12 protein-coding genes and 1 tRNA gene are annotated in these 13162 nt (G+C 69.7%); 2 read left to right on the top strand and 11 right to left on the bottom strand.

The window, feature by feature from the left end; translation table 11 throughout:
- The first annotated feature begins 22 nt into the window (after positions 1-22).
- The gene (locus tag AB0B33_RS23560; protein ID WP_360775302.1) at positions 23-340 is read left to right on the top strand and encodes a hypothetical protein; all 318 of its coding nucleotides are present in this window, start codon (positions 23-25) and stop codon (positions 338-340) included.
- A 52-nt stretch (positions 341-392) separates the two neighbouring features.
- Here AB0B33_RS23560 and pknB read toward each other — a convergent pair whose 3' ends face one another.
- The 7 genes from pknB to AB0B33_RS23525 form a co-directional block, all read right to left on the bottom strand.
- Positions 393-2363 (bottom strand): Stk1 family PASTA domain-containing Ser/Thr kinase, encoded by a 1971-nt coding sequence (pknB, locus tag AB0B33_RS23555; protein ID WP_247016167.1) that lies wholly within the window; start codon positions 2361-2363, stop codon positions 393-395.
- Complete coding sequence (locus AB0B33_RS23550) at positions 2360-3685, bottom strand: serine/threonine-protein kinase (protein ID WP_360775299.1); 1326 nt, start codon at positions 3683-3685, stop codon at positions 2360-2362. The genes pknB and AB0B33_RS23550 overlap by 4 nt, the downstream gene beginning before the upstream one ends.
- 3 nt (positions 3686-3688) lie before the next feature.
- On the bottom strand, positions 3689-5158 hold the full coding sequence (locus AB0B33_RS23545; RefSeq protein WP_360775296.1) for a penicillin-binding protein 2: 1470 nt from the start codon (positions 5156-5158) through the stop codon (positions 3689-3691).
- A complete protein-coding gene (locus tag AB0B33_RS23540; protein ID WP_247016160.1) occupies positions 5155-6642 on the bottom strand; it encodes an FtsW/RodA/SpoVE family cell cycle protein in 1488 nt (495 codons plus the stop codon). The genes AB0B33_RS23545 and AB0B33_RS23540 overlap by 4 nt, the downstream gene beginning before the upstream one ends.
- On the bottom strand, positions 6642-8039 hold the full coding sequence (locus tag AB0B33_RS23535) for a PP2C family serine/threonine-protein phosphatase (protein WP_247016158.1): 1398 nt from the start codon (positions 8037-8039) through the stop codon (positions 6642-6644). Before AB0B33_RS23535 ends, AB0B33_RS23540 begins: the two co-directional genes overlap by 1 nt.
- Entirely contained in the window at positions 8036-8497 is a 462-nt protein-coding gene (locus AB0B33_RS23530) for an FHA domain-containing protein (protein ID WP_003079002.1), read from the bottom strand. The genes AB0B33_RS23535 and AB0B33_RS23530 overlap by 4 nt, the downstream gene beginning before the upstream one ends.
- 100 nt (positions 8498-8597) lie before the next feature.
- Positions 8598-9836 (bottom strand): DUF3662 and FHA domain-containing protein, encoded by a 1239-nt coding sequence (locus tag AB0B33_RS23525; protein WP_360775292.1) that lies wholly within the window; start codon positions 9834-9836, stop codon positions 8598-8600.
- 129 nt (positions 9837-9965) lie between these two features.
- Between AB0B33_RS23525 and AB0B33_RS23520 the strand changes: the two genes are divergently transcribed.
- A tRNA-Leu gene (locus AB0B33_RS23520) sits at positions 9966-10048 on the top strand.
- 166 nt (positions 10049-10214) lie between these two features.
- Here AB0B33_RS23520 and AB0B33_RS23515 read toward each other — a convergent pair.
- The 4 genes from AB0B33_RS23515 to AB0B33_RS23500 form a co-directional block, all read right to left on the bottom strand.
- A complete protein-coding gene (locus tag AB0B33_RS23515; RefSeq protein ID WP_247016154.1) occupies positions 10215-10946 on the bottom strand; it encodes a trypsin-like serine protease in 732 nt (243 codons plus the stop codon).
- Between the two features lie 115 nt (positions 10947-11061).
- Positions 11062-11814, bottom strand: coding sequence for a trypsin-like serine protease (locus AB0B33_RS23510; protein ID WP_360775288.1), 753 nt, complete (start codon positions 11812-11814; stop codon positions 11062-11064).
- Between the two features lie 89 nt (positions 11815-11903).
- The gene (locus AB0B33_RS23505) at positions 11904-12659 is read right to left on the bottom strand and encodes a trypsin-like serine protease (RefSeq protein WP_360775285.1); all 756 of its coding nucleotides are present in this window, start codon (positions 12657-12659) and stop codon (positions 11904-11906) included.
- A gap of 56 nt (positions 12660-12715) precedes the next feature.
- Positions 12716-13090, bottom strand: a complete 375-nt coding sequence (locus tag AB0B33_RS23500) for an FKBP-type peptidyl-prolyl cis-trans isomerase (RefSeq protein ID WP_360775282.1) — start codon at positions 13088-13090, stop codon at positions 12716-12718.
- Positions 13091-13162: the final 72 nt, after the last annotated feature.

Raw genomic sequence — 13162 nt, 5'->3', positions numbered from 1 at the left:
GTTCTGGGTGAAGGGAGCACGGGTGACGGCTGGGATCGTCGCGATCACCGTGCCGGATTCCGGCGGCGAGCTCCCGGAGCTCGCCGCCTGGCTGCGCGGGGAAGACGAACTCCGGGGCCGCGTCCAGCTCTTCGACGCCGTCGTGGTCGGCGTGACGAGCAACTCCGCCGGCGTCTTCTGCAGCTCGCTCTTCGCGTGGCTGCACCGCTGCCGCGAATCCCGCGTCTCCCTGAAGGTGAAGCGCTCCGGCGCGGCCGAGGAACTCGAACTCGACTGCGGCCCTTCGAGCGACGCCGAACAGGTGCTCGGCGCCGTCCGGGGATTCCTCGACAAAGCCTGACGAACGAAAAGGCCCGCACGGCGAACCGTGCGGGCCTTTTCGCTGTCCTCCGCTAACGCGAGCTGGTCGGCGGGGTGAACGTGAAGCTCGGGATCCCGCTGCCTTCCGACACGTTCACCGTGATGTTCGCGTCCTTGCTGATCTGCGTGCCCGGCTGCTGGCTCTGGCCGGTGATCGTGCCTTCCGGCGCGTTGCTGTTCCGGTCGGCCTTCTCGTTCAGCTTCCCGGTCCAGCCCATGCTCCGCAGCTTTTCCTCCGCCTGGTCGGTGGTCATCCCGACCAGCGTCGGCATCTGGATCTGGTCGGTGTTCTCCGGGCCGGTCGACACAGTCAGCGTGATCGTCGCCCCCACGGCCAGCGAACCGCCGTTCGGGTTCTGCGTGATGACGCTGTCCTTCGGGACCGTGTCCGAAGCCTGCTCGAGCTTCTTGGTCTTGAAGCCGAGCGCGCGCAGCGCCGAGTCGGCCTGCGAGTACGGCTTGCCGGTGAAGTCCTGGACCGACTTGAGTTCCTTGGACTTCGCGACCGTGATCTGCACGCTGGTGCCCTCGTCGACCTCAGACGACGCCGTCGGTGTCTGGTTCTGCACCAGGCCGGCCTGGTTCGGGTCGTCGACCTCGACTTCCTGGACGTCCGGGTTCAGCGTCAGCTTCGCGTCCGTCAGCGCCTTTTCGGCCTGGTCGCGCGTCTTGCCCTTGAGGTCCGGCACGCTGGCCTTGCCCGGGGCGACCCCGACGTAGAGGGTGATCTTCGCGTCCGTGCTGACCGGGGTCCCGACGTTCGGGTCGATCTTGACGACGTTGTTGATGTCGTCCTGCGTGCACGTCGGGCTGCCGTCGGTCGGCTGCACGCCGCAGGTGACGTTCTTCGTGTCGAACGTCTTGAAGCCCTTGCCGATCAACGTTTCCTTGGCCTGCGGCACCCGCTGGTGCAGCACGTCCGGGATCGCCACCGTCGTGGATTCGTTGCTCTTGAACGAACCCGACAGCCACATGATCAGCAGCACCGCGCCGAGCACGAACACCGCGGCGAGCGCGGCCAGGATCGTCCGGCGGCGGCGCTTGGCCTTCGGGTCCTCGTCGTCCGGTTCGCTGTACTCCTCGTAGCGCTGCGGCTGGCGCCGGTCGGAGTTCATCACCTGGGTGCGCTCGTCCTCGGACATCACCATCGGCGCCGCCGGGCGCTGGCCCGAGAGCGTGCGCACCAGGTCCGAGCGCATCTCCGCCGCCGACTGGTAGCGGTTCGCCGGGCCCTTGGCCAGTGCCTTAAGCACGACGGCGTCGAGCTCGGGCGCCACCGCCGGGTTCACCGACGACGGCGGGCTCGGGTCTTCACGGACGTGCTGGTAGGCGACCGCGACCGGGGAATCACCGGTGAACGGCGGCTCGCCGGTGATGAGTTCGTAGAGCACGCAACCGGCGGCGTAGACGTCGGACCGGGCGTCGACGGACTCGCCGCGCGCCTGCTCCGGTGACAGGTACTGCGCCGTGCCGATCACCGCGGCGGTCTGGGTCATGGCGGACTGGCCGTCGTGCATCGCGCGCGCGATGCCGAAGTCCATCACCTTGACCGCGCCGTTCTTCGTGATCATCACGTTGGCCGGCTTGACGTCGCGGTGCACGATGCCGTGCCGGTGGGAGAAGTCCAGCGCCGCGCAGACGTCGGCCATGACCTCCATGGCCCGCTTCTGCGACATCGGGCCTTCGGTCTTGACGATGTCGCGCAGCGTCCGGCCTTCGACGTACTCCATGACGATGTACGGCAGCGGCCCGAACTCGGCGTTGGCCTCACCCGTGTCGTAGACCGCGACGATCGCCGGGTGGTTCAGCGCGGCGGCGTTCTGCGCTTCACGGCGGAAGCGCTCCAGGAACTGCGGGTCCCTGGCGAGATCGGCACGGAGGATCTTGATCGCGACTTCCCGGCCCAGGCGCACGTCGTGGCCGTGATGGACCTCGGACATGCCTCCGTAGCCGAGCGTTTCGCCCAGCTCGTACCGGTTGGAGAGCAGTCTGGGTGTGCTCATCTCTGGGTGCCGTTCCATTCCGTCCAAGGTGTGGTCATGATGCCTTGCTGGCCATCGTCGGTCGTGCCGGGAGACTCCGCCGGTAGGACACTCGTAGCGGGCGGCTCTTCCGTGGGCGGCTGTCTGCCCGGGACCACCTGGCTCGTCGTCTGGCCGGTGTGCGGCGGCGAGCCGGAGCTGCCGATCATCTTCGCGATCAGCACGATCCCCGCCACCAGGACAACGAGCAGGATCGCCGCGAGGAGCGCCCACCAGCCCCATTGGGACTTCTTCTTCGGGACCGGCATCATGACCGGCCGCACCGCGGGGCGGGACGGCGGGCCGATGACGACCATCGGGTTCACCGCGGGCGACGGCGGACCGACCGGCATGTGCTGCTGCTGCGGCGGGACCGGCTGCTGCGGAACCTGCTGCGGCGGCGGCGGTTGCTGCTGCGGCTGCTGCCCGGTCGCGTAGGCGGCGTTGACCAGACCGGACGGGGCCGGCAGCGGCAGCCCCGCGCGGACCGCGGCGACGGCGGCCGCGAACTCGCCGCCGTTGTTGTAGCGCTGCCGCGGGTCCTTGACCAGCGTCGCCTCGATCACCGCGCGCGCCGCGGGCGGCACGTCGGGTGGCAGTGGCGGCGCGATGTCGCGGATGTGCATCATCGCGACCGTGACGGCGTTCTCGGAAAGGAACGGCCGGTGCCCGGCGAGGCATTCGTACCCGCACACCGCGAGCGAGTAGACGTCGGACGCCGGCTCGGCCGGGGATCCGAGCGCCTGCTCCGGCGCGATGTAGTGCGCGGTGCCCATGACCATGCCGGACCGGGTGACCGGAGCCGCGTCCGCGGCCTTCGCCACCCCGAAGTCGGTGATCTTCACCTGGCCCGCCGACGTCACCAGGATGTTGCCCGGCTTGACGTCGCGGTGGACCAGGCCCTGTTCGTGCGCGGCCTGCAGCGCGTTGCCCGCCTGCTCGAGCATGTCGAGCGTGAACTCCGCCGACAGCCGCCCGTGCTTGGCCAGCAGGCCGGCCAGCGGGTCGCCGTCGACGAGCTCCATCACCAGGTACGCGATCGACAGGTCGCCGTCGAACAGGGTCTCGCCGTAGTCGTGCACCGCGGCGATGCCGGGGTGGTTGAGCGACGCCGTCATCCGCGCTTCGGTCCGGAAGCGGTGGAGGAACTCGGCGTCACCGGAGAGTTCGGCCTTGAGGATCTTGACAGCCACGGTCCGGTCCAGGCGGGTGTCGCTGGCCTGCCAGACCTCGCCCATCCCGCCGACGGCGATCCGGCTCGTCAGCTTGTACCTCTCGGCCAGCAGCTGGCCCGAGGACAGCATCCGCTATCCACCCCCGAGCTTGGCGTTGATCGCCGCGCGGCCGATTTCCGCCGCGACGGTACCGCCGGTGGCCGCGAGCCCGCGGTTGCCGCCGTCTTCGACGATGACGGCGACCGCGATCTGCGGGTCGTTCGCCGGGGCGAAACCGGTGTACCAGGCGTGCGGTGCGGTGTTCTTGGAGTCCGTGCCGTGTTCGGCGGTGCCGGTCTTCGACGCGATCTGGATGTCCGGGCGCTTGCCGCCGCCCTTGGTGAAGCCCTCGGAAGCGATCATCATGTCCTTGAGGATCGCGGCGTTCGACGACGAAAGTGCCGCCGTGCCGGTGAGCTCGGTGGGGCTGTAGTCCTCGATGGTCGACAGGTCCGGCGCCAGCACCGACTGCACGAGCTGCGGCTTCATCGCCATCCCGCCGTTGGCCACGGTGGCCGCGAGCAGGCAGTCCTGCAGTGGCGTGAGCCGGACGTCGCGCTGGCCGATGCCGCTCTGGTAGAGCGCGCCCTGCGAGTCGAGCGGGCCGACCGTCGACGGCGCGACCTTCATCGGCACGGTCAGGTCGGTCTGCCCGATGCCGAAGTTCGCCGCCGTCTTCTTCATCTTGTCCGCGCCGAGCTGGCCGGCGAACTGCGCGAACGGCACGTTGCAGGAGTGCGCGAGCGCGTCCTTGAACGTGGTGCCCGGGCACGCGGCGCCGGCGTAGTTCTCCAGCGTCACGCTGGTGCCCGGGAGCTTCGTGTTCGGCGCCGGGTCGACCGGGGTGTCCGGGCCCTTGCCGTCTTCGAGCACGGCCGCCGCGGTGACCAGCTTGAACGTCGAACCCGGCGGGTAGGTCTCGGAGATCGCCCGGTTCAGCATGGGCTTCTTCGGGTCCTTGTTGTTCGCGTTCCAGGCGTCGGTCTGCGCCTTCGACGTGTGCGAAGCCAGCTTGTTCGGGTCGTACGACGGCGTCGAGACCATCGCCAGGATCCGGCCGGTCTTGGGCTCCAGCGCGACGACGGAACCGGTGTAGCCCTTCTGCGTCATCAGGTCGTACGCGGCCTTCTGCACGGCCGGGTCGATGGTCAGCCGGACGTTGCCGCCGCTGGGGTCGCGGCCGGTGACCATGTCCGAGAGCCGCCGCACGAACAGCCGCGGGTCGGAGCCGTTCAGGACGTCGTCCTCGGAGCGCTCGAGGCCGCCGGCGCCGTAGTTGATCGAGTAGTAGCCGGTGACCGGCGCGTACATCGGGCCGTCGGCGTAGGTCCGGATGTACTTGTACTTGTCGTTGGACGGGTCGACGCTGGCCAGCACCTCGCCGTTGGCCTGCGACACGATCTTGCCGCGCTGGCGGGCGAACTCGTCGTAGAGCACGCGCGCGTTGCGCGAGTCGGTGCGGTAGTCGTCGGCCTTCACCACCTGGATGTAGGTGGCGTTGGCCAGCAGCAGGACGACCATGACGAGCATCGCCATGCCGACCTTGCGGAGCGGGGTGTTCATGCCTGCGCGCCCCCGTCCGCCGGCGGGCGCTGCACGAGCACGGTGTGCGCTTCCGCGATCGGCGCCTGGGGCTGCTGCTGCGGCTTCGGGCGGGCGGCCGGCTTGCGGGCGGCGTCGGAGATCCGGAGCAGCAGCGCGACCAGGATGTAGTTCGCGAGCAGCGACGAGCCGCCCTTGGACAGGAAGGGCGCGGTGATACCGGTCTCCGGGATGAGTTTCGTGACCCCGCCGACGACGACGAAGATCTGCATGACCATGGTGAACGCGAGCCCGCCGCCGAGCAGCTTGCCGAACGTGTCGCGCACCGCGAGCGCGCTGCGCATGCCGCGCATCGCGACCAGCAAGTACAGCATCAGGACGGCGGCCAGCCCGATGAAGCCGAGCTCTTCGCCGATCGACGCGGTGATGAAGTCGGTGTTGGCCTCGGGCACCATGTCCGGCCGGCCGGCGCCGAGCCCGGTGCCGCCGACGCCGCCGGTGCCGAGCCCGAACAGGCCTTGGGCGAGCTGGTAACCGCCGCCCGCCTCGTCGTAGGTGGCCAGCGGGTCCAGCCAGTTCGCGACGCGCTGCTGCACGTGCCCGAAGAGGTTGTAGGCGATGACGCAGCCGACCGCGAAGAAGCTCAGGCCGAGGACGACCCAGATGGCCCGCTCGGTCGCGACGTACAGCATCACCAGGATGACGCTGAAGAACAGCAGCGAGGTGCCGAGGTCCTTCTCGAACACCAGGATGCCGATGCAGACGAACGCGGCGATGAGGATCGGGCCGAGGTCGCGGGCACGCGGCAGCTCGACGCCGACGAGCCGCTTTCCCGCCACCATGAACAGGTCCCGCTTCGACACCAGGAACGAAGCGAAGAAGACCATCAGCAGGATCTTCGCGAACTCGCCCGGCTGGATCGAGAAGAACGGCAGCTTCAGCCACACCTTGGCGCCGTTGACCTCGGAGAGGCTCGACGGCAGCAGCGCGGGCAGCGCCAGCGCGACGATCCCGACCAGGCCCGCGGTGTAGCCGTAGCGGGTCAGGGTGCGGTGGTCGTTGACCACGACCAGCACGGCGACGAAGAACACCAGCGAGATCACCGTGAACAGGACCTGCGCGGTGACGGCGGGCGTGTAGTCCTTGCCGTTCTGCAGGGCCCGCTCGGCCAGCGCCAGGTCGATCCGGTGGATCATCACCAGGCCGATGCCGTTGAGCAGCGCGACGCAGGGGAGCAGCACCGGATCCGCGTACGGCGCCCACTTGCGGACGGCGAGGTGCGCGGCGGCGAAGATGCCGAGGTAGGCCAGCCCGAGCCAGAGGATCGAGGCGGTGAGCTCCTGCTCCTGGTTCGCCTCGACGAGCACCAGCGCGATCGTGACGATGAACGCCGCGAAGCCCAGCAGGACGAGCTCGGTGTTGCGCCGGGTCGGGACCTCGCGCGGCGGGTTCGTCTGGAACTGCGCGGCGAGCGGTTCGGCGGAACGCGCGACGGGCTGGCCCATCAGTTACCGCCTCCCGTCGTCGGTGCCGTCGAACTCGGCGTCGAGCAGTCCCTCCCCGCTGGCTGGTTCGCCGACGATGGAGCGGTGGAACCGGCCGGTGCCGTCGGAGTCGTCGTCGGCGAGACCGGGTTGGTCGGCGTCGGCGAGGTCTGACCGCCCGTCGGCGCGCAGTTGTTCAGGCGCTTGTGCAGCTGCAGGAAGTCGTCGATGTACTTCCGGGCGTCGTCGAGGCTGTCCTTCTTGACGCCGTTCTGCACCGCCAACCGCGCGTCCTCCTGGAGCTGGTCGACGCGCAGCTTGTCCGTGCACACCTGGTTGGGCGGGCAGGAGCCCTGCTCGTAGGTGTGCAGGTCGATGCCGAGGATGCTGCCGGGGACGCCGCGGTAGATCACGACTTCCTCGTCCGCACCTTCGCCGACATAGTACTGACTCAGCACGAAGTACCGGGTGGCGATGGCGGCCGCGGCGAGCACCACCAGGACCACCAGTGCGCCGGCGAGCCAGCGGAACCGCTTCCGGCGCTTGGCTTTCGGGTCTTCGGTCGGCTGCGGGAGCTCCGGGCGCTGCTGCGGCGGCGGCTGGGTCAGCGCCCTGGCCCGCGCCGCGGGCGAATCGCCCTGGTGCAGCTCGTCGCTGCCGTCCCCGGCGGCGCCGCCCACGATGGGCGCGTCCTCGCCGAAGTCGACGTCGACCACGTCGGCGATGATCACGGTCACGTTGTCCGTGCCGCCGCCCTTGAGCGCCAGCTCGATCATCCGGTCCGCGCACTGCTGCGGGTCCGGGATCTGCACGGCTTCGGTGAGCGTCTCGTCGCTGACCATGCCGGACAGGCCGTCCGAGCAGATCAGGTACCGGTCGCCGGCGCGGGCTTCGCGCACGGTCAGGCTCGGTTCCACCTCGTGCCCGGTGAGCGCCTTGAGCAGCAGCGACCGCTGCGGGTGCACCGCCGCCTCTTCCGGCGTGATGCGGCCCTGTTCGAGGAGTTCGTTGACGAAGCTGTCGTCGCGCGTGATCTGCGCGAACTGACCGCCACGGAGCAGGTACGCCCGCGAGTCGCCGACGTGCACCAGGCCCAGGCGCGTGCCCGCGAAGAGCACCGCGGTGAGCGTCGTGCCCATGCCGTCGAGATCGGGGTCCTGCGAGACGAGTTCGGCGATGGCGGCGTTGCCGTTGGCCACCGCCTCCCGGAGCTGGGCGAGGAGGTCGTCGCGCGGTTCGTCGTCGTCGAGGGGAGCGAGGGAGGCGATGACGACCTTGCTGGCCACTTCACCCGCCGCGTGGCCACCCATCCCGTCGGCGAGCGCGAGCAGGCGAGGGCCGGCGTACACGGAGTCCTGGTTGCTCGAACGCACCAGGCCCCGGTCGCTGCGGGCTGCGTAGCGGAGGACGAGAGTCATGGGCGAAGCTCGATCACCGTCTTGCCGATCCGGATGGGGACTCCGAGCGGGACCCGGAGGGGTGCAGTGACCTTAGCCCGGTCGAGATACGTCCCGTTCGTCGAGCCCAGATCTTCCACGTACCAGTCCTCACCGCGCTGGGCGATCCGCGCGTGCCGGGTCGACGCGTAGTCGTCGTCGAGCACCAACGTGGAGTCGTCGGCCCGGCCGATCAGGATCGGCCGGCCGTCCAGCGCGATGCGCGTCCCCGCCAGTGCGCCGTGGGTGACCAGCAGCTGCTGCGGGGACTTGCTGTTGCGCGGCTTCTTCTCCTTCTTGCGCCCGAAGGTCGGAACCTGGACGCGCATGCCCGATGCCGCGTAGAGGTCCGAGCGGACGACTCTGAGCGCGGCGAACACGAAGAGCCAGAGCAGCACGAGGAAGCCCACCCTGGTGAGTTGTACGACCAGCTCTGGCACTTGGTGTGTCCGCTCCCGACTCGTCCGTGCAGCCGCGGCGCGGGTACGCCGCGGTCCCCCCGCACGTCAATTCTGCGGGAACAGTATTCCGTGCCCCGAGTCAGCCCTGTGTACGGAACACGAGGGACGAATGGCCCACCCGGATGACGTCGCCGTCGGCGAGCTGCCAGGTCTGGACCGGAGTCCCGTTCACGGTCGTGCCGTTGGTCGAACCGATGTCGGCGAGCGTCGCGCTCTGGCCGTCCCAGGTGATCTCCAGGTGCCGGCGGGAGACACCGGTGTCCGGGAGGCGGAAGTCCGCGTCCTGGCCGCGGCCCACGACGTTCCCGCCCTGCTTCAGCGAGTACGTGCGGTTCGAGCCGTCGTCCAGCTGCAGGCTCGCCGCGAGCTGACGGCCCGCCGCGGGCGGGGCGTAGCCGCCCTGCTGCTGCGCGTACGGGTCGGCGGCCGGCTGGCCGTACGCCTGCTGCTGGCCGTACTGGTCGTATCCGGCCTGCTGCTGGCCGCCGTACTGGTCGTACCCGCCCTGCTGCTGGCCGCCGTACTGGTCGTAGCCACCCTGCTGGGGCTGGGCGTAGCCGCCCTGGTCGTAACCGCCCTGCTGGGGCTGGGCGTAGCCGCCCTGGTCGTAGCCCGGCTGCTGCTGGCCGCCGTACTGGTCGTAGCCACCCTGCTGGGGCTGGGCGTAGCCGCCCTGGTCGTAACCGGCCTGCTGCTGCTGGCCGTACTGGTCGTAACCACCACCCGGCTGCTGCTGGCCGTACTGGTCGTAGCCGCCCTGCTGCTGGCCATAACCCTGGTCGTACCCGGGCTGCTGGCCACCCTGCTGTCCGTAGCCGTACTGGCCCTGCTGGCCGTACGGGTCACCCTGGTCGTATTGGCCGTAGCCGGGGGGCTGGCTCATTGCTGGGTCTCCTGCGTTGCTGGGTCGTGCCGACCGCGGTGAACCGGCGGCCGCGGGGCGGGCGTCGGGATCGACGGACGAACGGGTCTTGAACTGTCCAGTATGCAGCGCCTCGTTGCGCTCGAGTGATACGACGACGTCACCATAGGTGTCCAGGCCCTCGGCGGCGAGGTGTTCCGCCACCGCCTCGGCCAGCACCTGGGTGACCCGCTGCTCGTCACCGGCCATGCGCTCGTGGTCAGCCGTCCCCAAGGACACGATGTAGTGATTCGGGGCGAGCTGCCGACCGCCTGCCAGCTCACGAACGTTCTCCTCACTCTCCCGCTCCAGGGCGATCGCCACTTCCTGCGTGACGACGTTGCCACCGAACATGCGCGCGAAAGTGTTCCCCACCAGGTTCTCGAGTCGCCTGTCGAATCTCTCGGCGCGGCCCACCGGGGAAAACCTCCTTCACGCTCGTGCTTCCGCATCGATCCTATCCGGGTGAGCGAGCCTCTACACGGCCCCCGGTGAAACCCGTTCAAACCACCTGCTAGTCTTCTCCTCGCTGTCAGAGAAGCACTCGGGCGAGTGGCGGAATGGCAGACGCGCACGGTTCAGGTCCGTGTGTCCGAAAGGACGTGAGGGTTCAACTCCCTCCTCGCCCACGCTGTTCAAGGGGCCGGTCGCTTGCGCGACCGGCCCCTTTCCCGTTGGCCCGATCTCTCCCGGGGGGCCGAGCCCCCCGGACCCCCCACGGTGCGGCACGCGCGGCTTCCGGCGTGGTCGGTGGGGAATGTCACGGGTTTTGTGGCTTGTTCGCCCTGGGCGAAGTTACGCCGTGTGGGTGGCTATCCAGTCCGCTATCACGTCCGCTCGGCTCGTCGTTTCGATGCCCGCGTGGGGGCAGCCCGGGCCCGTTGCCTCCAAGGCGACCAGTTTGCCGCCCGTGAAGTACGGGGCTCCCGAGTCGTACGTGCACGCGCTCGTCGTGATCTCCGGGGCCGCGCCGCGGACACCCAGCGTGGCCGGGTCCACCTTCGCCACCGCCACCGTGCCCTGCTGCATGCGGATCGCCGGCTTGGGGTCGGTGCCCGTCAGGCTGCCCCAGCCGGCCAGGGTCAGCTGCTGGCCGACCTTCGGGACCGCGCGGCTCACCGCCAGCGGGGGCACCGTCGTCACCGGGGTGTCCAGGCGGATCAGCGCGACGTCGTTCTCCTTCGCCTGGAGGACCTCGGTCGCCTTGCGGGCCACGCCCGATTCGACCGCTTCGTCGACCAGGCCCAGCGTCACCGTCGTCGGGTACGGGACCTTGCCCGCGACGCGGTTGCGGTTGGCGTCGTGGAAGCAGTGCCCGGTCGTCAGCACCCAGGCCGGTGCGATCAGCGCGCCGGTGCAATAACTGCTGTACGTGGAGCCGTCCGGGCGCGGGATCTTCGTCATCGAAAGCTTCGCGACGTTCCCGAACTGCCCCGGTGGGACGTCGGTGCCGTGGGCGACGGCCCAGGCCGTCGGTGCGGTGGTGATGGTCAGGACAGCAGCGGCGAGCAGGGCGCGCAGGCGCATTCTTCCCCTTCGTCGAGTCGACATCGACGTTCGACGTTAGGGCCGCCGCGGCCCGCGGGGAATTCCCTGGCCGGGCGTCACCCGATGTCGTACCCGGGTGACGCCCGGACGGTGGTCAGCCGAGGTGCGAAGCGATCCAGTCCGCTACGACGTCCACCCGGGAGGTCGTCTCGAGCTGGTTGTGGGGGCAGTCCGGGCCGGTCGACTCGACGGACACCAGCTGCCCGCCGGTGCCGCCCGCGACGAAGTACGGCGCGCCCGAGTCGTACACGCACGCGCTCGTGGTCGTCGTCGGGGCGACGCCCTGCACGCCGAGCGTCGAGGTGGCCACCTGGCCGACCTTCACCGTGCCCTGCTGCAGCTTCGTCGACGGCGCCGGGTTGGTGGCGGTGAGGCTGCCCCAGCCGGCGAGCGTGAGCAGCTGCCCGACCGACGGCGTGACGCGGTTGACCGTCAGCGGCGTGATGCCGGTGACGTCCGCGTCGAGGGTCGCGATCGCGATGTCGTTGGCGCTCGCCTGGTACACGGTGACGACGTTGCGGGTCACGCCCGGCGTGCTCTGGTTGACCGTGCCCAGCAGCACCGACGTCGGGTACGGCACCGGGCCGGAGACGCGGTTGCGGTTGGCGTCGTGGAAGCAGTGCCCGGCGGTGATGATCCACTTCGCCGCGATCAGCGCGCCGGAGCACGCGCTGTTGTACTTCGTCCCGTCGGGCTTCGGGATGTTCGTCATGGTCAGCTTCGCGGCGAACTTGAACGTCCCCGCGGGGACGTCGGAACCGTTCGCCACGGCCGAAGCCGGCCCCGCCGTGGCGAGGCCGGCGGCCAGCGTCAAAAGGACAGCAGAGAACACAGCGCGTACGCGCATCGGTGGATCCCCCTTGTCACGCACCGGCGGTCGAAGGCCGGTGATCACTTTCGAGGGTAGTGACGCCGAGGCGCGGGAAAAGACGCCGTTCAGCCCAAGTGCGAAGCGATCCAGTCCGCCACGACGTCGACGCGCGCGGTGGTTTCGGCCTGGTCGTGCGGGCAGTCCGGTCCGTCGCTTTCGATGGAAACCAGGCGGCCGCCGTTCTTGCCCGCCGGGACGAAGTACGGCGCACCGGAGTCGTAGGTGCAGGCGCTCGTCGTCGACGTCGGGGCGAAACCCTTCACGCCGACGTACTGCGGGTCGACCGTGGCCACCTTCATCAGGCCCTGCTGGAGCTTCGTGCCCGGCGTCGGGTCGACGGCGGTGAGGCTGCCCCAGCCCGCCAGCACGACCTTCTGGTCCACCACCGGCGTCCTGCGGTTGATCGTCAGCGGCTCGATGCCGGACACGGCCTTGTCGAGCTCCGCGATCGCGATGTCGTTGCTCGGCGACTGGTACACCGTCACGACGTTGCGGGTGACGCCCGCCTTGTCCACGGTGGTGGTACCCAGCAGCACGGACGTCGGGTACGGCACCGGGCCGGAGACCGGGTTGCGGGCCGCGTCGTGGAAGCAGTGGCCGGCGGTGATGATCCACTTCTTGGCGATCAGGGAACCCGAGCAGGCGCTGTTGTACTTGCTGCCGTCGGGCTTCGGGATGTCGGTCATGGTGAGCTTCGCGGCGAACTTGAACGTCCCCTGCGGGACGTCGGCGCCGTTGGCCACGGCCGAAGCCGGTGCCGCGGTCACGACCGCCGCGGCGAGCGCGAAGAAGGTTGCGGAAAGGAGTGCGCGAGCGCGCATCGGATCCCCCTGTGCGGGTCGGCGGTGGCGAGCTCTTCCCGCCACCGCCGGACAACCTAGTTCACACCGACCAGGTCGACGACGAAGATCAAGGTCTCGCCGGGCTTGATGACGCCGCCCGCGCCGCGGTCGCCGTAGGCCAGGTGCGGCGGGATGACGAGCTTGCGCCGTCCGCCGATCTTCATGCCCGCGACACCCTGGTCCCAGCCGGCGATGACCTGGCCGGCGCCCAGGCCGAAGCGCAGCGGCTCGCCGCGGTCCCACGAGGCGTCGAACTGCGCGCCCGTGGCGTGCGAAACACCGACGTAGTGCACGGTGACGGTGGTGCCGGCCGTGGCTTCGGCGCCGTCACCGACGGTGATGTCGGTGATCTCGAGGTCGGCCGGCGCAGGGCCGTCCGGGCGGTCGATTTGGGGCTTTTCCAAGGTCATGGGCCTCACCGTACCCACGCGTGAGGGGCTGCGCCGATCGGCCTACGCCCAAGGAGGGAAAAACGCGAAAAC

The organism is Amycolatopsis sp. NPDC049159, from assembly GCF_040648295.1.
Lineage (GTDB): Bacteria > Actinomycetota > Actinomycetes > Mycobacteriales > Pseudonocardiaceae > Amycolatopsis > Amycolatopsis pretoriensis_A.
The sequence above is the reverse complement of the archived record's forward strand: the minus strand, read 5'-3'. Positions and strand labels throughout refer to the sequence as shown.